The following is a 22,797-nucleotide window of genomic DNA, read 5'->3' as shown; positions in this document are numbered from 1 at the left end:
CCACCAGACCACCCCGGGCCGCAGGGTTCTCCGACATGCCCCCAGGCCCGGGGTATCCACCACCCGCGTACCACGTGCAGGGAGCCGCAGCCGTGAAGGCACTCGTCAAGCAGAAGGCCGAACCGGGACTGTGGCTGATGGACGTGCCGGAGCCGGAGTACGGCCCCACCGACGTCCTGATCAAGGTCCTGCGTACCGGGATCTGCGGCACCGACCTGCACATCCGCGCCTACGACGGCTGGGCCCAGCAGGCGGTCACCACCCCGCTGATCCTCGGCCACGAGTTCGTCGGCGAGGTCGCGGCCCTCGGCTCCGACGTCGTCGACATCACGGTCGGTGACCTGGTCAGCGGCGAGGGTCACCTCGTCTGCGGGAAGTGCCGCAACTGTCTCGCCGGCCGCCGCCACCTCTGCCGCTCCACCGTCGGCCTCGGCGTCGGCCGGGACGGGGCGTTCGCGGAGTACGTGGTGCTGCCCGCCTCCAACGTATGGGTGCACCGGGTCCCCGTCGACCTCGACATCGCGGCGGTCTTCGACCCGTTCGGCAACGCCGTGCACACCGCGCTCTCCTTCCCGCTGGTCGGCGAGGACGTCCTGATCACCGGCGCCGGACCGATCGGCATCATGGCCGCCGCCGTCGCCCGGCACGCGGGCGCCCGCAACGTCGTCATCACCGACGTCAGCGAGGCCCGCCTCGCCCTCGCCCGCAAGGTCGGCGTCAGCCTCGCCCTCAACGTCGCGGACCGGACCATCGCGGACGGGCAGCGCGAGCTCGGCCTGCGCGAGGGCTTCGACATCGGCCTGGAGATGTCCGGCCGCCCCGAGGCGATGCGCGAGATGGTCGCGAACATGACGCACGGCGGCCGGATCGCGATGCTCGGCCTGCCCGCCGAGGAGTTCGCCGTCGACTGGTCCCGGATCGTCACCTCGATGATCACCATCAAGGGGATCTACGGCCGCGAGATGTACGAGACCTGGTACGCCATGTCCGTCCTGCTGGAGGGCGGCCTCGACCTCGCCCCCGTGATCACCGGCCGGTACGGCTACCGCGACTTCGAAGCGGCCTTCGACGACGCGGCGAGCGGTCTCGGCGGCAAAGTCATCCTCGACTGGACCGTCTGACCCGTCGAACCTCTTTTCGAGCCTCCTGAACTTCTCGAACCTCTTCTCGCATCCCTTTTAAGGAATCCAGCATGTTCGACTCCGTACGCGACGATCTGCGCACCACCCTCGACGAGATCCGCGCCGCCGGGCTGCACAAGCCCGAGCGCGTGATCGGCACCCCGCAGTCCGCGACCGTCGCCGTCACCTCCGGTGGCCGCGCGGGCGAGGTGCTGAACTTCTGCGCCAACAACTACCTGGGCCTCGCCGACCACCCCGAGGTCATCGCCGCCGCCCACGAGGCGCTGGACCGCTGGGGGTACGGGCTCGCCTCGGTCCGCTTCATCTGCGGCACCCAGGAGGTCCACAAGGAGCTGGAGCAGCGGCTGTCGGCCTTCCTCGGCCAGGAGGACACGATCCTCTACTCCTCCTGCTTCGACGCCAACGGCGGCGTCTTCGAGACGATCCTCGGCCCCGAGGACGCCGTCATCTCCGACGCCCTCAACCACGCCTCGATCATCGACGGCATCCGGCTCTCCAAGGCCCAGCGCTACCGCTACGCCAACCGCGACCTGGCCGACCTGGAGAAGCAGCTCAAGGAGGCGTCCGGCGCCCGCCGCCGTCTGATCGTCACCGACGGCGTCTTCTCCATGGACGGGTACGTGGCCCCGCTCCAGGACATCTGCGACCTCGCCGACCGCTACGACGCCATGGTCATGGTCGACGACTCCCACGCCGTCGGCTTCGTCGGCCCCGGCGGCCGCGGCACCCCCGAGCTGCACGGGGTCATGGACCGGGTCGACATCATCACCGGCACCCTCGGCAAGGCGCTCGGCGGCGCCTCCGGCGGTTACGTGGCGGCCCGCGCCGAGATCGTCGCCCTGCTGCGCCAGCGCTCGCGCCCCTACCTCTTCTCCAACTCCCTCGCCCCGGTCATCGCCGCCGCGTCCCTCAAGGTCATCGACCTGCTGGAGTCCGCCGGCGACCTGCGCGACCAGCTGGGCGCCAACACCGCGCTCTTCCGCACCCGGATGACCGAGGAGGGCTTCGACATCCTCCCCGGCGACCACGCCATCGCCCCCGTCATGATCGGGGACGCGGCGAAGGCGGGCCGGATGGCGGAGCTGCTGCTGGAGCGCGGTGTGTACGTGATCGGGTTCTCGTACCCCGTCGTCCCGCAGGGGGCCGCGCGCATCCGTGTCCAGCTCTCCGCCGCGCACTCCACCGCCGATGTGAACCGCGCCGTGGACGCCTTCGTCGACGCCCGGGCGGCGCTGGAGGCGGAGGCGTAACCCTTTTCGCCGGGTCGGGGCGTCCGCCGCGACCTGGGACAATGGGTACATGATCGATGCGCGGCGGCTGCGAATCCTCCGTGCGGTGGCCGACCACCGCACCGTGACCGCGGCCGCCGCCGCGTTGTATCTGACCCCCTCCGCCGTCTCCCAGCAGCTCGCCGCCCTGGAGCAGGAGACCGGTCACCGTCTCGTCGAACGCGGTGCGCGCGGCGCCCGGCTCACCGCCGCCGGGGAGATCCTCCTCGTCCACGCCAATGTGGTCCTGGCCCAGCTGGAGCGGGCGGAGGCGGAGCTGGCCGACTACAGCGCGGGCGTCGCCGGTACGGTCACGGTCGCCGCGTTCGCCACCGGCATCGGCCTCGTCCTCGCCCCCGCCCTCACCGAGCTGGCCCGCACCGCGCCCGGCATCCGGGTCAAGGTCCAGGACGCGGAGGGCGACGCGAGCGTGCCGATGGTGCTGGACCGGCAGGTGGACGTCGCGGTGGCGGTCGAGTACCGGGGCGCCCCCGCCGAGGACGACCGCCGCCTCACCCGCGTCCCCCTCTACTCGGAGCCGTTCGACGCGGTGCTCCCGGTGGGCCACCGCCTCGCGGACCAGGACCAGGTGGCGGTCGCCGACCTCGCCAAGGACCCGTGGATCGGGCCGTACCCGGGGAACCCCTGCCATGAGGTGGTGGTCCTGGCCTGCGAGTCCGCCGGTTTCGCCCCGCGCCTGGAGCACTCGTCGGACGACTTCCGGGCGGTGGTGGCGCTGGCCGGGGCGGATGCGGGGGTGGCCCTGGTGCCGCGTTCCGCGCTGCGCGGGATGGAGTTGACCGGGGTGGTCGTCCGCCCGGTGGAGGGCAGCGCCCCCACCCGCCGCGTCTTCGCGGCCGTACGCCAGGGAGCCGAGGGCCATCCGCTGATCCGCCCGGTGCTGGACGCGATGGAGGCGGTGGCGGTACGGGAGGCGGGGCTGGCACGGGTGTGAGCGGAGGGCATACGCCTGCCGGTCAGTCGATCCAGGCCGTACGCCTGCCGGTCAGTCGATCCAGGCCGTACGCCTACCGGTCAGCCGATCCAGGCCGTACGTCTGATCCTGCCGCGCCGCCCCCGCCCGGACCCAGGCGCTCCGGCGGGCCCCGGATCGTAGAGGATCTGCCAGCACACCAGCGCCACCAGGACCCCGATCGTCGCCCACGCGGGCAGCCGCACCCCCAGCGGAGCCAGCGCCACGGCCACCGCCACGCACGGCAGCCCCCAGCCCAGGACCCAGACCCGGTCGGCCCGCCGGGCGAGCGGCAGCGCCGCGACCAGGCCCGCCGCGAAGTAGCCCGCCATCGCCCCGCACAGGAGCCAGTGCTGCCCCCTCGGCAGGACGTCGTCGAAGTGGGCCACCGCCGAGCCCAGGGCGGTGGCCAGCGCGACCAGGAACCCGGTCGTCACGGCGTGCAGCAGCATGGCCAGCCGGGGAGCGAGTGCGTCCCTGCGCAGGTGGGGGATGCCGTTGGTGCCGTAGAGCAGGCTCAGGGCGCAGATCCCGGCCAGCAGCCCGAACGCCCCGAGCCCGGTGGCCGCCAGCGGCAGGTCCCAGCCGTCGCGTTCGGAGGCGGCGTCGATGATCTGGATGACCCCCTCGCCCAGCACGATGATCACGTACAGCCCGAGCCGTTCCCCCATGTGGGCCGTGTCGATACGCGACTCGGTGAGCCGGGGCGGCGCGGGCGGGGCGGTGTGCGGCGGGCCCGGCGGCGGCCGGTCGCGACGGCGTCCGGCGGCCCGCACGGCCGCGCGCCGCAGGGTCCGGCCCCGGGTGGCGAACAGCAGGGTGGCGAGGTCGACGGCGATGCCGAGAGCCCAGAGCCAGTAGCGCCACGGGGCTTCCACGAAGAGGGAGACCAGCCAGGGCAGCGCCCCCGCGCCGAACTGGGCCAGCGGCCAGTCCACCACCACGCTGCCCCGCCGCCAGACCCGGCCCGCGTGCCGGCGCAGCAGGACGTAGGCGACGACGAAGGTGATGGCGTGGTGGGTGAGGACCGCGTGCACGGAGGCCGCCATCACGGCCATCCCGAGCATCGCGATCAGCAGGGTGCTGACCCGGGTGGCGGAGGCGGCGATGTCCCCGTAGACGGCGAACCCGGCCCAGACGGTCCAGAAGGCCAGGTAGAGGACCGCGTACAGGGCCAGATCAGCCAGGTGCGGGCCGTCGTGGAGCAGATGGGCCAGCTGCCCCGCCCCGGCGACGACGACCAGGTCGAAGAACAGCTCGTTCCACCCGGCGTGCCGCCCGGGCTCGGCCGGCCCCGGGGAGGCGCTGCGGTCCATGGGCTGCTCCATGGGCCCATGGTCACTACGGACGGCCCCGGGCAGCGCGTCGGCTGTGGGCCGAATGGCGAACCCCGCCCCGGGGTCAGGCCGCCGGTTGCAGCAGATCCCAGCGGTTGCCGTACAGGTCCTCGAAGACCGCGACCGAGCCGTACGCCTCGTGCCGGGGCTCCTCCAGGAAGCGCACGCCCGCCGCGCTCATCCGGGCGTGGTCGCCCGCGAAGTCCTCGGTGTGCAGGAAGAAGCCGACCCGCCCGCCCGTCTGCGCCCCCACGCTCGCCTCCTGCGCCCGGTCCTTCGCGCGGGCCAGCAGCAGCCCCGTACCCGACGCGGCCCCGCGCGGGCGCACCACCACCCAGCGGGAGCCGTCGCCCCGGTCGGTGTCCTCCACCAGTTCGAAGCCGAGCGCGTCGCGGTAGAAGGCGACGGCCTCGTCGTAGTCGCGGACGACCAGGGTGACCAGGGCGATGTGGGACATGGGCCCTCCAGGGGGTCGAGAGAGGTAGTTATACGTAACACTAACGCTTCCGGGTCCCGTCCCCGCACAATGCCCGCATGGACATCCTGGACACCACGACCCCCGGCGGCCTCACCGCAGCGACGGACCGGGCCCGTCGCCTCGCGGAGACCGGGCGGCGGCGCATCCTCGGGATCGCCGGGCCGCCCGGAGCCGGGAAGTCCACCCTGGCGCAGCGGCTGGCCGAGGCGCTGGACGGGCGCGCCGTCCTCGTCCCCATGGACGGCTTCCACCTGGCAGCCGCCGAGCTGGACCGGCTCGGCCGCGCCGACCGCAAGGGCGCCCCCGACACCTTCGACGCGCCCGGGTACACGGCGCTCCTGCGCCGGTTGCGCGACCCCGACCCGCTGCACCCGGTGTACGCCCCCGCCTTCGACCGGGCCCTGGAGGAGCCGGTCGCGGGAGCCCTGGCCGTCACCCCGGACGTGCCGCTCGTCATCACCGAGGGCAACTACCTCCTCCTCGACGAGGGGCCCTGGGCGGCGGTGCGCGGGCTGCTGGACGAGGCGTGGTTCCTGGACCTCGATCCGGAGGTGCGGGTGCGGCGGCTCGTCGAGCGCCATGTGCGGTACGGGAAGCCTCCGGCGCACGCGCGGGCGTGGGTGGAGCGCTCGGACGAGGCGAACGCCCGGCTGGTGGAGCGCGGGCGGGGGCGGGCCGACGCGGTGGTGCGGCTGCCGTCGTGACCGGGGGCGGCTCCAGGGCTGGTTGTCTCCGGCTCCGGGGGCTCCCCACCTTCCGGGCCCCCATTCCCGTACGCCTCCGAACCCGTTCGCATCCACCCCGTCAGCCGGGCAGGATGCAGGGAGCCACGTCCTGCCGCACCCGCACCCCGCACCCGCTCACCGCCAGGAGGTCCTGATGTCCAGCCCGAACCAGCCCGCACCGCACCCCGTACCCTTCACCACCGAGGTCTACCGGGCCCGTATGGCGAAGGCGGCCGAGGCCGCCGCCGGGGCCGGGCTGGCCGGGGTGATCGTCGCGCCCGGCCCCGACCTCGTCCATCTGACCGGCTATCAGCCCGTCGCCACCGAACGCCTCACCCTCCTCGTGCTGCGGCCCGGGGAGGAACCGGTCCTGGTCGTCCCGACCCTGGAGGCGCCCGACGCCGCTGCCGCCGCCGGGGCGCCCGCGCTCGCCCTGCGGGACTGGACCGACGGCAAGGACCCGTACGCGGTGGCCGCCCCGCTGCTGGAGAGCGAGGGCCGCTTCGGCGTCAGCGACAACGCCTGGGCGATGCACCTCCTCGGCCTCCAACGGGCCCTGCCCGCAACGTCGTACACCTCCCTGACCGAGGCCCTCCCGATGCTCCGGGCGGTGAAGGACGCCGCCGAGCTGGAGCGCCTCGCGGCGGCCGGGGCGGCGGCGGACGCCACGTACGAGGAGATCCTGAAGGTGCGCTTCTCCGGCCGCCGGGAGACCGACGTCGCCGCCGATCTCGCCGCGCTGCTCAAGCACTTCGGGCACTCCCAGGTCGACTTCACGGTGGTCGGCTCCGGGCCCAACGGCGCCAACCCGCACCACGAGGCGGGTGAACGCACCATCCAGCGCGGCGACATGGTGGTCCTGGACTTCGGCGGCCTCAAGCACGGTTACGGCTCCGACACCTCCCGTACGGTCCATGTCGGCGAACCCACCGCCGAGGAGCAGCGGGTCCACGACATCGTCCGCGAGGCCCAGCAGGCGGGGTGCGCCGCCGTCCGGCCCGGGGTCGCCTGCCAGGAGATCGACCGCGCCGCCCGCGCGGTGATCACAGAGTTCGGCTACGGCGAGCGGTTCATCCACCGCACCGGCCACGGCATCGGCGTCACCACCCACGAACCCCCGTACATGATCGAGGGCGAGGAGCAGCCGCTCGTCCCCGGCATGTGCTTCTCCGTGGAGCCGGGCGTCTACCTCCCCGGCCGCTTCGGGGTCCGGATCGAGGACATCGTGACCGTCACCGAGGACGGCGGACGGCGCCTCAACGCCACCGCCCGTGAGCTCGCGATCGTGGAGTAGCCCCGCGCGTGGGGGAGTTGAGCTGCGCCCTGCCGTGGGATCAGTCGTCCGCCAGCACCACGCACGACTCCGGCGGCAGCCGCAGCACCCCGTCCGTCCCCGGCGGATCGACCGGCTCCCAGGCCGCCAGCACCCGTCCGCCGGACCGGCGGTGACGCCCGAGCCCCAGCGGGATCGCCGCCGGTCCGTCCGCCAGGTTGACCGCGATCCTCAAGTCGCCCCTGCGGTAGGCGAACCAGCGGGCGTCCTCGTCGTACGCGACCTTCACCGACGCCAGGTCCGGGTCGTGGAGGTCGGGCAACGACCGCCGCAGCGCGATCAGTCGGCGGTACCAGGCGAGCAACCGTGCGTGCGGTTCGCGCTCCGGCTCGGCCCAGTCGAGACAGGAGCGGTCGCGGGTCGCCGGGTCCTGCGGGTCGGGGATCTCCTCCTCCGCCCAGCCGTGCGCGCCGAACTCCCGCCGCCTGCCGTTGCGTACGGCCTCCGCGAGCTCCGGATCGGTGTGGTCGGTGAAGAACTGCCAGGGGGTGCGCGCCCCCCACTCCTCGCCCATGAACAGCATCGGCGTGAAGGGGCCGGTCAGGACCAGGGTCGCCGCGCACGCCTGGAGGCCGGGGGAGAGGGAGGCGGCGAGCCGGTCGCCCAGGGCCCGGTTGCCGATCTGGTCGTGCGTCTGCGCGTAGCCGACGAAGCGGTGGGCGGGGGAGCGGGAGACGTCGACCGGGCGGCCGTGGACACGGCCCCGGAAGCTGGAGTAGGTCCCGTTGTGGAAGAACGCGGACGTCACCGTCTTGGCCAGGGCGGCGAGCGGGGCCCGCGCGAAGTCCGCGTAGTAGCCCTGGGACTCGCCGGTGAGCGCGGTGTGCAGGGCGTGGTGGAAATCGTCGTTCCACTGGGCGTGCAGCCCGAGGCCGCCCGCCGGGCGCGGGGTGGTGGTACGCGGGTCGCAGAGGTCGGACTCGGCGATCAGCCCCAGCGGCCGCCCCAGCTCCGCCGCCAGCGCGTCGACCGCCGTCGACAGCTCCTCCAGGAAGGTCAGCGCCCGGGTGTCGGCGAGCGCGTGCACCGCGTCGAGCCGCAGCCCGTCGAGCCGGTAGTCCCGCAGCCAGGCCAGCGCGCTGCCCAGCAGGAACGCCCGCACCTCGTCCGAGCCCGGGGCGTCCAGGTTGACCGCCGCGCCCCACGGGGTGTGGTGGGTGTCGGTGAAGTACGGGCCGAAGGCGGGCAGGTAGTTGCCGGACGGGCCCAGATGGTTGTGGACCACGTCCAGGACCACCCCGAGCCCCAGCCCGTGCGCCGCGTCCACGAAGCGTTTCAGCCCCTCGGGACCCCCGTACGGCTCGTGCACCGCCCAGAGCGAGACGCCCTCGTACCCCCACCCGTGGGTGCCGGGGAACGGGCAGACCGGCATCAGCGACACATGGGTGACGCCCAGCTCCGCCAGATGGCCCAGCCGCGCCGCCGCCGCGTCGAACGTGCCCTCCGGGGTGTACGTCCCCACGTGCAGCTCGTACAGGACCGCACGGTTCAGCCGCCGCCCCGCCCAGCCGTTGCGCCAGGCGTACGCCCCCTGGTCGACGACCGCGCTCGGCCCGTCGGGCCCGTCCGGCTGACGCCGCGAACGGGGGTCCGGCAGCAGCGGCCCGTCGTCCACCCGGAACCCGTAACGCTCCCCGTCCACCGCCTCCGCATCGGCGCTCCACCAGCCCTCCCGCAGCGGATCGCGCTCCATCGGGTACCGGACCTCCGCCGCCTCCAGCACCACCGTGTCCGCTTCGGGGGCCCACACCTCGAACTGCATCCACCACTCCTCATCCGTAACGGATCGTCAGATCGTGCCACCGTCCGGAGGCGCACCCCGTGACCGGCGCAACACGCCCCGACCCGGCACCCGCGACCACGCGCCCCCAGGGAGAGTCCGGCAATCCCGCCTGGGCGGACTACGCCCCCTAGAACCATCCCGTCACCGGCCATTAAGGTCTGGTCCTGATCATTGCCCGGCCGGCTCCCCGCTCATACAGGTTCTGTTCATACGTACGGCTCATGGAGGCCGAGATGCCCGTACCGCAGTTCCCGCCCGGCTTCCTCTGGGGAGCCTCCGCCTCCGCCTTCCAGACCGAGGGGGCGGTGGACGCCGACGGCAAGGGCCCCTCGGGCTGGGACGCCTTCGCCGCCCAGCCGGGGCGGATCAAGGACGGCACCGACACCACCCGGGCCACCGGCTTCCACGCCCGCTACCGCGAGGACGTCGCCCTGCTCTCCGGGCTCGGCGCCGACGCCTTCCGGTTCTCCATCAGCTGGCCCCGCGTGGTCCCGGGCGGCAGCGGGGCCGTCAACGCCGACGGGCTCGACTTCTACGACCGGCTCGTCGACGAGCTCTGCGCCCACGGCATCACCCCCGCGCCCACCCTCTACCACTGGGACACCCCGCTCCCGCTGGAGGAGGCGGGCGGCTGGCTCGACCGGGACACCGCGTACCGCTTCGCCGAGTACGCGGGCATCGTCGCCGAACGGCTCGCGGACCGGGTCCCGATGTGGATCACCGTCAACGAGCCCGCCGAGGTCACGCTGCTCGGCTACGCGCTGGGCGAGCACGCCCCCGGCCGCACCCTCCTCTTCGACGCCCTGCCCGCCGCCCACCACCAGCTCCTCGCCCACGGCCTCGCCGTCCGGGCCCTGCGCGCGGCGGGCGCCGACAACATCGGCATCGCGCTCTCCCAGGCGCCGGTCTGGACGGCGGGGGACTCCGACGAGGACCGCGCCGGAGCGGAGCTGTACGACACGCTCACCAACTGGCTCTTCGCCGACCCCGTCCTCACCGGCCGCTACCCGGACGAGGGGATCGCCGCCCTGATGCCGGGCCCGGTCGCCGACGACCTCAAGGTCATCTCCACCCCGCTCGACTGGTACGGCGTCAACTACTACAACCCGACCCTCGTCGGCGCGCCCCGCCCGGAGGCGTTGGAGACCTTCTCCGGCTTCACGATGCCCGCTGAACTCCCCTTCGGCATCAGGGAGATCGAGGGGTACGAGAAGACCGGCTTCGGCTGGCCCGTGGTCCCCGAGGGGCTGACCGAGATCCTCACCCTGCTGCACCGCCGCTACGGCGACCGCCTCCCCCCGCTCCACATCACCGAGAACGGCTGCGCCCTGGCCGAACCGCACGCCGACGACCGCCGCATCGCCTATCTGGAGAGCCACCTCACCGCCCTGCGCGCGGCGATGGACGCCGGGGTCGACGTACGCGGCTACTTCACCTGGTCGCTCACCGACAACGTGGAGTGGACGGAGGGGGCCTCGCAGCGGTTCGGCCTGGTCCATATCGACTACGAGACGCTGACCCGTACGCCGAAGCAGTCCTACGCCTGGTACCGCGACCTGATCCGCGCGCAGAAGCAGAAGCAGAAGCAGAAGCAGCAGAAGCAGGAGCAGAACCGGAACGTGACCGCCGAAGGGGCTTACGCGATGCCCACGGAGTGATCAATACTCCCGCCATGATCGCTTCATGGTGGTCCCGGGCCCGGCTGGGGATCTTCGTACATTGGACGCCCGCCTCCGTCCCCGGCTGGGCCCCGCCCCACGTCCCGCCGGGCCAGCTTCCGGCGGCGGGGCGGCGTGCGCCGCTCGGCTGGACCCCTTACGCGGAGTGGTACGAGAACTCCCTCCGCTTCCCCGGCTCCCCGGCCGCCGTCCACCACCGCGCCACCTACGGCAACCGCCCCTACACCGACTTCGGCCACGCCTTCGAGGACGGGCTGAGCGGCTGGGACCCGGCCGCCTGGGCCCGCTCCTTCCGGGCGGCGGGCGCCGGGTACGCGGTGCTGGTCACCAAGCACCACGACGGCTTCTGCCTCTGGCCCTCCCGGACCGCCAACCCCCACCGCCCCGGCTGGCACACCGCGCGGGACGTGGTCGGGGAGTTCGCCGAAGCCGTACGGGCCGAGGGCCTGCGGTTCGGCGTCTACTACTCCGGCGGGCTCGACTGGACCTTCGACGACCGGCCCATCGGCACCGCCGCCGACATGTTCTCGGCCGTCCCGCGCGGCCGCTACCCGGCTTACGCCGACGCGCAGTTGAGGGAGCTGATCCGGCGCTACCGCCCCGACATCCTCTGGAACGACATCGCCTGGCCGGCCTCCGCCACCGAGATCCGCTCCCTCACCGACTTCTACCGCTTCACCGTCCCGCACGGCGTGGTCAACGACCGTCTGCTGCCGTACGCCCCGCACTGGCGGGCGCTGACCCTGCCCGGTGCGCGGTCCCTCTACAACTGGTGGGACCGGCGCACGGTGGCGCAGGGCGAGGGCTTCGTCCCGCGCACCCCGCCGGACTTCGACTTCCGTACGCCGGAGTACGCCCGGTACACCGGCTCCGACCCGTACGAGATCACCCGGGGCATCGACCACAGCTTCGGCTACAACCGCAACTCCGCCCCGGACGCCTTCATCGGCCGTGAAGCGCTCACCGCCCTCGTCCGCGACACGGCGGCCGACGGCGGGAACCTGCTGCTCAACGTGGGGCCGCGCGGTGAGGACGCGACGATCCCCGCCGAGCAGCAACTGCGCCTGGACTGGCTGGCCGAGGACGCGGTGCGGGCGGAGTAGGGCGCCCTCTGCGCGTGGGGAGGGGCACTGGCTTTCCGTCATGTGGCTGAAAGTGCCCAGTAGTTGGACAGCCCTTGTCAGGAAAAGGTATGGACCATACTTTTCCAGCCAAGTGATCAACGGGAGGTCCGAATCTATGGCGATCGACATCAAGTCGCGCTGGGCATGGGCGAGATACGCGGCAGGGACGAAGCGCGGGCTGATACTCGCCGCCGACCTGGAACGGGAGAACCCCTCCTGGACCCTCGACGACTTGGTCGTGAAGACGGAGGCGAGGATCGCCGCGCCCTCGCCGTCGACCGGGAGGCTGTGGACGCCCTACCGGGGAGGTGTGTTCATCCACCACGCCGGGCGGGGAAGCTTCACCCCGGGGTCCGAGGTGGACTGCCTCAAGCGCATCGGTGACATCTGGAACGACCACTACGAGAAGTTCGAGGGCGACATCGCCTACAACTTCATGGTCTGCCGGCACGGCATCATCTACACCGGCCGTGGTTACCAGCGGGGTGAGGCCAACGGCGGGTCGGCACCGCCCACCCCGAAGAGCGGGCTGGGCGAGGTCTGGGTCCCGGGGGAGGGGTCCGTCGGGCGCAACTCCGCCTTCTACTCCATCCTCGGGCTCATCCACGAGCGGGACCAGCCGACCTCGGCCATGCTGAACGCGATGAAGCGGCTCATCGGCCATCTGCGGGGGCCGGACGTGTCGCCCACCCGGAGGGCGGGGGCGCAGATCTTCCCCCACCGGCACGGCTATGACACCGTATGCCCGGGGAACATCACCCCGTACGCGCAGAACGGCTCAAGCATCGACCCCGGCGGTTCGTCTGCGGCCCCGACGCTGTCGATCATCCCCCGGATGCAGTGGGCCGCCCGCCCGCCGAGGACCGTGACCATCGTCGAACTCTCGGTGCGGACCGGCTTCGCCGTCCACTACTCCGCCGGACCGCCGACCCAGAGCATCCGGGCGATCCAGAACTACCACATGGACGGCCGCGGCTGGCCGGACATCGGCTACAACTTCCTCGTCGACCGGGCGGGCCGTATCTACGAGGGGCGGGGGTGGACCGCCGTCGGCGCCCATGCCACGGGGGCCAACACCAGCCACATCGGCGTCTGCTTCATCGGCAGCGACGGCGACGCCACCCCGCACGCCAAGGCCGCGATCCGCGCCCTCTACTACCGGGCGAGACATCTGACGGGCAAGGGGCTCGCCGCCACCTACCACGGGGCGCTCGGCTCCACCGCCTGCCCCGGCGCCGACCTGCGCAACTGGGTCCTCGGCGGTATGGAGGCCGCCGACATCCCGATCGGCGGGGGCGGCGGCGGACCGGCCACCGGCACCACGGGAGAGACCTCCGTCCGCTCGATCACCGCCCAGCAGCGTGCCGTCAACTTCCTCGGCCATCTGCCCGCGCTCGACCTCGACGGCTCCTTCGGCCCGCTCACACAGGCCGGGGTGAAATGGGCCCAGCGGAAGATCGGCGTGGCGGACGACGGATTCTGGGGGCCGCTGACCGAGGCCGCCTACGTCGCGTACATCGGCCCCGGCCGTACCGGCGGCGGCGTCATCGCCTACCGGTCCGTCATGGCGCAGCAGCACGCGGTCAACCGGCTCGGCCACACGCCGAAGCTCGAACTGGACGACAGTTTCGGCCCGTTGACCCTGGCCGGGGTGAAGTGGCTCCAGCGGAGGATCGGGGTCGACCCGGACGGCAACTGGGGGCCCGCCACCGAGAAGGCCTTCCTCGCTTACACCGGTGACACGGCGAGCAGCGGCGGCGGTGGCATCACCACCATCCGGCCCGTGGTCTCCCAGCAGCACGCCGTCAACTCCCTCGGCCACACACCCAGACTGGACCTGGACGGCTCCTTCGGACCGCTGACCGAGGCCGGGGTGAAGTGGCTCCAGCGCAAGATCGGGGTGGACCCCGACGGCATGTGGGGACCCGCCACGGAGACCGCGTACGGCCGATGGACCGACGGCGAACGCCTGGAACTGGACGGCAACTTCGGCCCCGCCACCATCGCCGCCACCCAGCGCGCGATCGGCGTCACCCCCGACGGCAGCTTCGGCCCCGAGACCAGGCGGGCCTTCCAGCGCCACCTCAACACCTGGGCCTCCGCCGGACTCGTCATCGACGGCTCCACCGGACCGGCCACCGTGAAGGCCCTGCAACGCCACCTCAACGCGATGATCCGGGCCGGACTCGACCTCGACGGTTCCTGGGGCCCGGGCACCACCCGCGCACTCCAGTCGGCACTCAACCAGGAGAAGTTCTGATGGGACGCGACACGGACAGAACGCTCCCGGCGCCGGCTCCAGGACCGGCACCGGACCGGAGCCGACCCGCCGGGGCAACGCGGCGCTCCCTGCTCGTGGGCGGCGCCCTGGTCGCCGCCGGACTGCTCACCTCCGGCTCCCCGGCCGCCCTCGCCGCACCCCGGCCCGAGGCCGCCCGCTCCGGGAGCGGCGCCGCCGCCCGTACGGTCTTCCGGCCCGTGCCCGTGGCGCGCGCCGACGAACTCGTGGTGCCGAAGGGGTACGTGGCCGATGTCATCGCCCGCTGGGGCGACCCCGTACGGAGCCCCGCGCCCCGTCGCGGGACCGCCCCCGCCACGCCCGCCACGGCCGCCGAGCAGGCGGGGCAGGTGGGCAGCCACCACCACGGCGTGCACGTCGTGCCCCTCGCCCCGGGCCCCGGCGGTGAGCGGCGCGGCCTGCTGGTCCTCGCCCATGAGTCCGCCGACGAGCTGCACACGGCGGCCTCGCCCGCGACGGCCATGGCGGCCCAGGGGCTGACCGTCGTGGCCGTCGCCTCCGGTCCGCGCGACGGCGGAGCCTGGCGCACCGTCGACTCCCCGTTCAACCGGCGGATCACCGCCACCACCCCCGTACGCCTCACCGGACCGGCCGCCGGGACCCGACTGGGCGGCGCGGGCGGCGCGCAGGGCGTCGTGGCGCCCGGTGCGCTCGGGGCCACCCCCTGGGGGACCGTGCTTGCCGCCGAGGAGAACGCCAACGCCTTCTTCGGCACCGACGACCTCGCGTGGCAGCGCTCCGAGACCGACGTCCGCCACGGGTTCTCCGCCGCGGGATTCGGCCACCCCTGGCACACCGAGGACCCCCGCTTCGACCTGGCCTCCGACCGGGCCCGCCCGGAACACTTCGGCTGGATCGTGGAGGTGGACCCCCAGGACCCCGCATCGGTCCCGGCCAAGCGGACGGCCCTCGGCCGCTTCCCGCACGGCAGCGCCACCGTCTCCGAGGCGGACGGCCGCGTCGTCGTCCACACCACGGACGCCGAGGACGGCGAGTACGCCTACCGGTTCACCGGCTCCGCACCCTGGCGCCGACTCCGGGCCAAGGGTCTCGACCCGCTGGACCACGGCACCCTGGAGGTGGCCAGGCTCTCGGCGGACGGCACCGGCGAGTGGATTCCGCTCACCCACGGCTCGGGCCCGCTGACCCGGGAGAACGGCTGGCGCGACCAGGCCGACGTCCTGGTGCGCGCCCGGCTGGCGGCCGACGCGGTCGGCGCCACCCCGCTGGCCCGCCCGGAACGGGTCGCCGTCCACCCCGCCACGGCCGATGTCTACCTGGCCCTGGCGGGCGGAGTCGCGGGCGGCGGCTGCGGGGCAGGCGGAGCGGACGGCTGCGCTCCGGGTGCGTCGCCGCACGGCAGTGTCGTACGGCTGCGCCCCGCACCGGACGGTCCGGCGACGGCCCGGGACTTCTCGTGGGAGACCTTCCTCACCGGGAACGATCCACGGGCGACCCCGGACGGCGCCTTCGCCCACCCCAAGGGCCTCTGGTTCGACGCCTCCGGAGTGCTGTGGATCTCCACCGGTATCCCCGGCCATCTGCTGGGCGGTGCGGACGGGCCGGTCGGACGCCTCGGCAACAACGCGCTGCTGGCGGCCGATCCGGAGACCGGTGAGGTACGCCGGTTCCTCACCGCACCGAGGGGAGCCGAGGTCACCGGGGTGGCCGCGTCGGCGGACGGGGCCACCCTGTTCGTCAACATCCAGCACCCCGGCCGCCGTACGGCGACGGCAACGCCCGACCGCGAGCGCCCCGGCACGGTGAGCAACTGGCCGGACCGCACGCCGGACGGGCCCCCGCGCTCGGCGACCGTGGCGGTGCGGCGGGCGTAACCCTCTCCGGCCGCCGGGTCCGGGTCCCGGAACCCGGCGGCCGGACCGTCCCGTCGGGCCCCGGCGCAGGTCAGCGCGGGCGGGAAGTGGGGTTCGTCTGGACACTCCGGCCCCCTCGGCCCGACAATCGTCAACGTGACGTCCTCCTCCGAGTTCCACACGTATCCCGCGCGGCTGTCGGACGCCCAGCGCGACCGTGTCCTCGGCGTGCTCAGAGAGGGTGCCGCACAGGGCAAGCTGTCGCACGACACCTTCATGCGGCGCATGGAGCTCGCCCTGGTCGCCCGCCGCCCCGAGGAGCTGACGGCCCTCACCTCCGACCTGGACACCGGCAGCCGGTTCTCGCAGGGCCTCGTCCGCGCGGTCGGCGGGATATCCGCCTTCCCGGGGCGGCTGCGCCGGGCCTGGCAGACCGAGCGGCTCCCGAAGCTGCTGCTGCCCGCGCCGAGCCCGTATCCGCTGCTCATCGGCCGCGACCCGGGCAACGGGCTGCGCCTCAACCATGAGACGGTCTCCCGGCTGCACGCCGAACTCACCCTGTACAACGGCCGCTGGCTGCTGCGCGACCTCGGCTCCACCAACGGCACCTGCGTCAACGGCCAGCGGCTCGTCGGCGCGATCCCGGTGCGCGACGGGGACCAGGTGAGCTTCGGCCGGATGAGCTTCCGCCTGACCGCCCCGTCGCCGCGCCCGCCCGCCTGATTCCCCGTTCCCTCTATTCCCTATCCCCTGCTAGTGCTGCTGGTGCAGCCCGCGCCCGGCCAGCGTCAGGAACGCCTCGCCGACCGCCTCGGAGAGCGTCGGGTGGGCGTGGATGTGGTGGGCCACATCGGCGGGCTCCGCGTCCCAGCCCACCACGAGCTGGCTCTCCGCGATCATCTCCGAGACCTGCGGCCCGACCAGATGGACGCCCAGAACCCGGCCCGCCCGCTCGGCCACCACCTTCACCAGCCCGCCCCGGCCGTGCACCATGCCCTTGGCGACGGCGGTCAGCGGCAGGGCGTTCACCACCACGTCGTGCCCGGCGTCCCGGGCCTGAGCCTCGGTCAGGCCCACCGCCGCCGTCTGCGGTGAGGAGTACGTGACCCGGGGGACGGCGGCGTAGTCGACCGGGGCCGTACGCAGCCCGGCCAGCGTCTCCGCCACCAACAGCCCCTCGGCGAAGGACGCGTGGGCCAGCCCCGGCGAGGGCGGCGGCAACAGGTCGCCCACCACGTGGATGCCCGGCACCGACGTCTCCAGCCGCGACCAGTCGCCGGGCACCACATGGCCCCGCCCGTCCGTGGCCAACCCCGCCGCCGCCAGCCCGAGACCCTCCGTCACCGGCTCCCGGCCCACCGCGACCAGCAGCCGCTCCGCCGCCACCGTGACCGCCCCGCCCCGCGCGGTCCGCACGACGGCCCGCACCCCCTCCTCCACCACCGCCGTCTCCAGCAGCAGGGCCCCCGTCTCCACCCGGATGCCGCGCTTCTTCAGCCCCCGCGTCAGATGGCGCGACACCTCCACGTCCTCCAGCGGAACGAGCCGGTCGGCGGCCTCCACCAGCGTGACGTCGGCCCCCATCGACCGGTGGAACGAGGCGTACTCCACGCCGATCGCCCCACCGCCGACCACCAGCACGGAGCCGGGCAGCCCCGGCGCGTACAGCGCGTCGTCACTCGTCACCACCCGCCGCCCGTCCGCCACCACCCCCGGCAGCATCCGGGGCCGCGACCCGGTCGCCAGCACCACCCCGCGCCGGGCGACGGCCTCCCCGTACCCCTCGATCCGGGCGGAGCGCGGGCCCGTCAGCTCGGCGCTGCCGCGTACGACCTCCACCCCGGCGTGCGCGAGATGGCCCTCGACCCCCCGGTGGTTGCGGGCGACGATGTCGTCCCGGGTCGCCACCAGGGACGCCCAGTCGACGGAGTCGAGCGTGGCCTTGACGCCCCACCGCTCCCGGGCCTCCGCGATGCCGTCCACGAGTTCGGCGGCGTGGAGCATCGCCTTGCTCGGGATACAGCCGCGATGCAGACAGGTGCCGCCGACCAGATCCCGTTCGGCGAGCACCACTTCCAGCCCCAGGGCGGCCGCCCGCAAGGCCGTGGAGTAGCCGCCCGTGCCACCGCCGATCACCAGTACGTCCGTCGTGCGCTCTGCGTTCTCCGTGCTCGTCCGCGTCATGGCTCCACCCTCCGCCCACCTCCTCTCATACGTCCAAGGCAGAATGCGAGTGGATTCCATGCACGGCGTTTATGGGGGACAGGGCGTCAGGCTCTGCGGAGAGGGCGGTCGATGAGCCTGCGTCAGATGGAGTACTTCGTCACGGTGGTCGAGGAGTCCTCCTTCACCCGGGCCGCCGAACGGCTTCACGTCACCCAACCCGCCCTCTCCCACCAGATCAAGGCGCTGGAGCGCGTGGTCGGCGGCGAGCTGCTGGAACGGCTGCCGCGCGGAGTCCTGCTCACCCCGATGGGCCGCGCCTTCCTCCCGCACGCCGAGCGCTCCGTCCGCAGCGCCGCCCAGGCCCACCGCGCGGCCCGCGCCGCCGCCGGGGCGGAGGGCGGCGAACTGCACATCGCCACCGTGCACTCGGTGGCCGTCGGCCTCCTCCCCGAGGTCTTCGCCCACTGGCGCCGCGCCCACCCGGGCGTCCGGCTGGTCCTCCACGAGTACGCCCGTACCGACGCCCTGGAGGACCAGGTCGAACGCGGCACCGCCGACCTCGCCCTCGGCCCGGTCCCCGAAAGCTGGAGCGGGCCCCTGATCCCGGTGGGGGAGGAGGAGATCGTGCTCGTCGTCCCGTTCGACGACCCGCTCGCCGGACGGTCCTCGGCCGGCCTCCACGAGCTCGCCGACCGGGCCTGGGTCCGGTGCGCCATGGAGCCCGTCATCGACGGCCGCCCGTTCCTCGACGGCGTCTGCGGCGCGGCGGGCTTCGAGCCCCGTACGGCGGTGTGGACCGAGCACACGTCGACGGCGATCCGGATGGCGGCGGCCGGGGTCGGCATCTCCACCGCCCCCTCCCACACCGTCCGGGGCGCCCTCGGCGAGGACTGCGCGGTCCTGAGCGTCGACCCGCCCTGGCTCCGCGCCCTCGCCGTCTTCTCCCGCGTCCCCCTGACCGGCGCGGCGGCCGCCTTCACCGAGCTGATCAGCACCTTCCCGGGCACTGGAATCCGGCCGCTGAAGCCCTTCCGGCCCGGCGCCTCCTCACCCGAACGGGCGTACGCCGACTGCGGCGGCTCCCCGGCGGTGGTCCGCTGGGGGCAGGTGCGTCGACGGGCGACGCCATGACCGCAGGGGGCGACGAGGGATGCCGGCCGACCGCTCCGAGGCCCTGCCCGCCGCCCGCCGCCCGCACCGGATCGCGGGCGGACAGCCGGGCCTGCTGGAGCCCGGCGCCTCGACGGACCCGTACCGGCTGCGCCTCTACCGCGTCCTGCGCACCGACTTCCCGCTCGGTTACGATCCCGGGCTCGGCGCCTGGCTGCTGAGCCGGTACGCGGACGTGGCCCTGGCCCTCACCGACCCCCGCTTCACCGGCTACCCGCGCGACGGTGCCCCGCGCGGCCCGGTCCCGCCCCCACTGGGTCTCTGCCGGGGGAGCCTGGTCTGCACACCGCTGCCGGGGACCGGAACGGACCTGGGGCGCACCCCCTCCGCCGTCGAGCGCACCGCGTACGTCCTGGCCCGCCGGATATCCGGGCGCGACCGGGCGGACCTGGTCGCCGAGTTCTGCCGGTGGCTGCCCGCCGGGGCGGACGTGACAGCGGCCCCCGACCCGAGCGCCCGGCCCCGCCACACCGCCCCCGGGCGGCCCGGCGGACGGGCCGACGACGACTGCGCCGGGCACACCGCCCTCCGCGAGAAGGCCCTCGCCTCGTTCCTCGCCAACGTGCTGGACGACCCCGACCTGTCGGCCGCCGTGGCGGGCGGGGACGGGGCCGGGCTGCTGCTCGGCCGGGCCTGGACGGAGACGCTGCGGCGCGATCCGCCCGTCCAGATCATCCTGCGCCGCACCCGTACCGAGGTCCGCGTCAGCGGCGGCACGCTGCCCGCCGGGGCGCCCGTCGCCTGCCTCATCGGTGCGGCGGGGCGCGACCCGGCCCGGTTCACCGCCCCCGACCGCTTCGACCCGCTGCGCGCCGACCAGGACCCCCTGATCACCGGCCCGGCCGGCTGCCCCGCCGCCCTGCTCGGCCGGATGGAGGCCGAGGCCGGCCTGCGCGCGCTGCTGGCGGCGATGCCCCGCATCCGCTGGGCCGACGGCTTCCGCCCGGCCTCCAGCGGGCTGCTCACCCGGGGGCCGAGGACTCTCCTCGTACGCCCGTCCTGATCGAGCTCATCCCCCCATGTCCCCCGCATCCCCCGTCACCTCCTGAGGCGGGACCCGGGCATCACCCCCGCCCCCTCCGCAACAGCGCCACCGGCCGCTCCCCGAACAGCTCGCCCGCCGCCACCGCGCCCCCCGCGAATTCCCGTCCCGGCGACGGCTCCAGGACATCCCGCCACGGCCCCCCGTCCGGCAGCTCCACCACCGTGTCCCGCCACCCCCCGTCCTCCGCGAGCCGCAGCGACAGCCGGGTCACCGCCACCGCCACCTCGCCCGACCGGCAGAACGCCACCACATGCCCGGCCGCCGGACCCCGGGCGCCCAGCGGTACGTACGTCCCCGACTCCCCGAACACCTCCGGAAGCTCCCGCCGCAGCCCCAGCGCCGCCGCCGTGAGCATCTGCTTCTCCTCAGCCTCCTCCGGGCGCCGGAACGGACGCCGGTTGTCCGGATCGACCAGGGCCAGATACTCGCTCTCCGTCCCCTGGTACAGGTCCGGCACCCCCGGCATCGTCAGGTGCACCAGCGCCGCCCCCAGCACAGTGGCCCGTACATGCGGGGCCAGCGACTCCGCGAAGGCGGTCACCAGCCCCCGGGCTGTACCGGATCCGCTGCCCGGCCCGGCCGCGACGAAGTCCGTCACCGCCCTCTCGTACGCCGCGTCCGGCTCGGTCCAACTGGTGAACAGCCCCGCCTCGCGCACCGCCTTGAGCAGGGCGGGCTCCAGCCGGGTGCCCAGCTCCTCGGCGGGCAGCGGCGCGCAGCCGTACGAGGACTGCCAGGCCTGCCAGGCCAGCTGCGGGTCCGGCGCCGCGACGGGGGTGGCGTCCGTCAGCTCGGCCACCAGCCCCGCCCACCGCTCCGGGCACTCCGACAGAACCGCGATCCGGGCCCGGACATCGGCGCTCCGCTTGGTGTCGTGCGTGGTCAGGACCGTCCCCGTGGCGGGCCAGTCGCGGGCGATCCGGGCGGCGAAGGCATGGAACTCGTCCACCGTCACCGCGGGCTGCCCCGGGTCCCCGCCCACCTCCGTCGCCGAGATCAGCGGCACGTACCGGTAGAACGCGGTGTCCTCCACCGACTTGGCGTGCAGCGCGGAAGCCGTCTGGGCGAACCGGGCGCAGAAGGACGCCTGCTCCTCCCCGTTCCCCAGCCGCCCGAGCGCCAGATCCCGTACGGCGTCGACGGCGGCGGCCTCCTCCGGCACGGAGAACACCGCCTTCGCGTCCCGTACGGCATCGTCCGGAAGGGTCTCCTCCGCGATCCGGGTCAGCGGCCCGCCCGCCGTGACGTACGGGCGGTAGACCGGCACCCGTACCAGCAGCTCCCGGATCGCCGTCCGCAGCGCCCAGGGAGCGTGGTCGCGCAGGGCCGGATCGGCGGCGCAGACAGAGACGGCCTGCCGGGTCAGCCAGGCCGTCTCGGAGGCCAGTTCGTGGGTGGCCACCCGGTACGCGGCCCGGCGGACGGTCGCCTTCCAGTAGCCGCCCCGGTCGCCGGGCGGGCCAGCGAACTCCCGGTAGCCGCCGAGCAGCCGCGCCGCCCCCGCCGGGTCCGTGAACAGCCCGTCGATCCGGTGCAGCGCGTCGTACCCGGTCGTCCCGGCGACCGCCCAGCCGGCCGGGAGGTGTTCGTCGCCGGTCAGGATCTTCTCCACGACCGTCCAGCGGCCGCCGGTGGCCTCGTTGAGCTGCCCCAGGTACGCGGCCGGGTCGGCGAGGCCGTCCGGGTGGTCGATGCGCAGACCGTCCAGCACCCCGTCGCGGAGGAGCTCCAGGACCTTGCCGTGGGTGGCGTCGAAGACCTCGGGGTGCTCGACGCGGACCCCGATCAGCTCCGAGACGGTGAAGAAGCGGCGGTAGTTCAGCTCGGTGCGGGCCAGCCGCCACCAGGCGAGCCGGTAGTGCTGGGCCTCCAGCAGCTCGGGCAGCGGAAGGCCCGCCGTACCCGCCCGCAGCGGGAACTCCTGCTCGCCGTAGCGCAGCACCTCCGCGTCGGCGTCCACGGTGAGCGCGTCCAGCTCCCCGCCGAGCGGACCGGCCAGGACCGGGAGGAGCACCTTGCCGCCGCCCGCCGCCCAGTCGATGTCGAACCAGCGGGCGTACGGGGATGTCTGTCCCTCGCGCAGCACCTCCCAGAGCTGCCGGTTGTGCCGGGGGACGGCGGCCATGTGGTTGGGCACGATGTCCAGGACCAGTCCGAGCCCGTGCTCCCGGGCGGTGGCGGCGAGGCTCCGCAGCCCCTCCTCACCGCCCAGCTCCTCCCGTACGCGGCTGTGGTCGACCACGTCGTACCCGTGCCGGGAGCCGGGGACCGCCTCCAGGACGGGCGAGAGGTGCAGATGGGAGACGCCGAGCGCGGCCAGGTACGGCACCGCCTTCTCGGCCGCCGGGAAGGGGAAGTCGGGCTGGAGCTGAAGCCGGTACGTGGCGGTGGGCGTCATGCTCACCTACGTACCCCGCCCGGGGCGGACTGTGTCACCCAGGGCGGGAGGCTCACCCCAGCC

At 73.9% G+C, this 22,797-nt stretch carries 17 protein-coding genes; 12 read left to right on the top strand and 5 right to left on the bottom strand.

Annotation, left to right across the window (positions count from 1 at the left end; translation table 11 throughout):
• Positions 1–92 precede the first annotated feature (92 nt).
• From tdh to ACFW9Z_RS10385, 3 genes are all read left to right on the top strand, one after another.
• Positions 93–1,121 (top strand): L-threonine 3-dehydrogenase, encoded by a 1,029-nt coding sequence (gene tdh / locus ACFW9Z_RS10395; RefSeq protein WP_384637375.1) that lies wholly within the window; start codon positions 93–95, stop codon positions 1,119–1,121.
• 71 nt (positions 1,122–1,192) lie between these two features.
• Complete coding sequence (locus ACFW9Z_RS10390) at positions 1,193–2,392, top strand: glycine C-acetyltransferase (RefSeq protein WP_384637372.1); 1,200 nt, start codon at positions 1,193–1,195, stop codon at positions 2,390–2,392.
• 49 nt (positions 2,393–2,441) lie between these two features.
• Complete coding sequence (locus ACFW9Z_RS10385; RefSeq protein WP_384637370.1) at positions 2,442–3,365, top strand: LysR family transcriptional regulator; 924 nt, start codon at positions 2,442–2,444, stop codon at positions 3,363–3,365.
• 80 nt (positions 3,366–3,445) lie between these two features.
• Here the strand turns inward: ACFW9Z_RS10385 and ACFW9Z_RS10380 are convergent, their stop codons facing one another.
• Both ACFW9Z_RS10380 and ACFW9Z_RS10375 read right to left on the bottom strand, forming a co-directional pair.
• Positions 3,446–4,711 carry a low temperature requirement protein A gene (locus tag ACFW9Z_RS10380; protein WP_384637367.1) on the bottom strand — a complete coding sequence of 422 codons (1,266 nt, stop codon included), beginning with the start codon at positions 4,709–4,711 and terminating at the stop codon, positions 3,446–3,448.
• Positions 4,712–4,784: 73 nt separating this feature from the next.
• Entirely contained in the window at positions 4,785–5,177 is a 393-nt protein-coding gene (locus ACFW9Z_RS10375; RefSeq protein WP_384637364.1) for a VOC family protein, read from the bottom strand.
• Between the two features lie 77 nt (positions 5,178–5,254).
• On the opposite strand from ACFW9Z_RS10375, the gene ACFW9Z_RS10370 reads away from it, so the two are divergent.
• A complete protein-coding gene (locus ACFW9Z_RS10370) occupies positions 5,255–5,902 on the top strand; it encodes a nucleoside/nucleotide kinase family protein (RefSeq protein WP_384637361.1) in 648 nt (215 codons plus the stop codon).
• Between the two features lie 175 nt (positions 5,903–6,077).
• Complete coding sequence (locus ACFW9Z_RS10365) at positions 6,078–7,217, top strand: M24 family metallopeptidase (protein WP_384637358.1); 1,140 nt, start codon at positions 6,078–6,080, stop codon at positions 7,215–7,217.
• Between the two features lie 40 nt (positions 7,218–7,257).
• Here ACFW9Z_RS10365 and treZ read toward each other — a convergent pair whose 3' ends face one another.
• Positions 7,258–9,018: a malto-oligosyltrehalose trehalohydrolase gene (gene treZ, locus ACFW9Z_RS10360; RefSeq protein WP_384637355.1), complete on the bottom strand. Its 1,761-nt coding sequence runs from the start codon at positions 9,016–9,018 to the stop codon at positions 7,258–7,260.
• A 254-nt stretch (positions 9,019–9,272) separates the two neighbouring features.
• On the opposite strand from treZ, the gene ACFW9Z_RS10355 reads away from it, so the two are divergent.
• The 5 genes from ACFW9Z_RS10355 (at position 9,273) to ACFW9Z_RS10335 (ending at position 16,678) form a co-directional block, all read left to right on the top strand.
• Complete coding sequence (locus ACFW9Z_RS10355) at positions 9,273–10,697, top strand: GH1 family beta-glucosidase (RefSeq protein ID WP_384637352.1); 1,425 nt, start codon at positions 9,273–9,275, stop codon at positions 10,695–10,697.
• 14 nt (positions 10,698–10,711) lie between these two features.
• Positions 10,712–11,821 (top strand): alpha-L-fucosidase, encoded by a 1,110-nt coding sequence (locus ACFW9Z_RS10350; RefSeq protein WP_384637349.1) that lies wholly within the window; start codon positions 10,712–10,714, stop codon positions 11,819–11,821.
• Positions 11,822–11,957: 136 nt separating this feature from the next.
• Positions 11,958–14,102 (top strand): N-acetylmuramoyl-L-alanine amidase, encoded by a 2,145-nt coding sequence (locus ACFW9Z_RS10345; protein WP_384637347.1) that lies wholly within the window; start codon positions 11,958–11,960, stop codon positions 14,100–14,102.
• Positions 14,102–15,976, top strand: coding sequence for a PhoX family protein (locus tag ACFW9Z_RS10340; RefSeq protein ID WP_384637343.1), 1,875 nt, complete (start codon positions 14,102–14,104; stop codon positions 15,974–15,976). The genes ACFW9Z_RS10345 and ACFW9Z_RS10340 overlap by 1 nt, the downstream gene beginning before the upstream one ends.
• Positions 15,977–16,111: 135 nt before the next feature.
• Complete coding sequence (locus ACFW9Z_RS10335) at positions 16,112–16,678, top strand: DUF1707 and FHA domain-containing protein (RefSeq protein WP_384637341.1); 567 nt, start codon at positions 16,112–16,114, stop codon at positions 16,676–16,678.
• Between the two features lie 30 nt (positions 16,679–16,708).
• On the opposite strand, the gene lpdA is transcribed toward ACFW9Z_RS10335, so the two are convergent.
• A complete protein-coding gene (gene lpdA / locus ACFW9Z_RS10330; RefSeq protein WP_384637338.1) occupies positions 16,709–18,139 on the bottom strand; it encodes a dihydrolipoyl dehydrogenase in 1,431 nt (476 codons plus the stop codon).
• A gap of 111 nt (positions 18,140–18,250) precedes the next feature.
• Between lpdA and ACFW9Z_RS10325 the strand changes: the two genes are divergently transcribed.
• Positions 18,251–19,252 carry a LysR family transcriptional regulator gene (locus ACFW9Z_RS10325; RefSeq protein ID WP_384637336.1) on the top strand — a complete coding sequence of 334 codons (1,002 nt, stop codon included), beginning with the start codon at positions 18,251–18,253 and terminating at the stop codon, positions 19,250–19,252.
• 19 nt (positions 19,253–19,271) lie between these two features.
• A complete protein-coding gene (locus ACFW9Z_RS10320) occupies positions 19,272–20,294 on the top strand; it encodes a cytochrome P450 (protein WP_384637333.1) in 1,023 nt (340 codons plus the stop codon).
• Between the two features lie 61 nt (positions 20,295–20,355).
• Here the strand turns inward: ACFW9Z_RS10320 and treY are convergent, their stop codons facing one another.
• On the bottom strand, positions 20,356–22,734 hold the full coding sequence (gene treY / locus ACFW9Z_RS10315) for a malto-oligosyltrehalose synthase (protein WP_384637330.1): 2,379 nt from the start codon (positions 22,732–22,734) through the stop codon (positions 20,356–20,358).
• Positions 22,735–22,797: the final 63 nt, after the last annotated feature.

Source organism: Streptomyces sp. NPDC059452, from assembly GCF_042750035.1.
Classification (GTDB): domain Bacteria; phylum Actinomycetota; class Actinomycetes; order Streptomycetales; family Streptomycetaceae; genus Streptomyces.
Note: the sequence above shows the minus strand (reverse complement) of the source record. Positions and strands in the feature narration are given on the sequence as shown.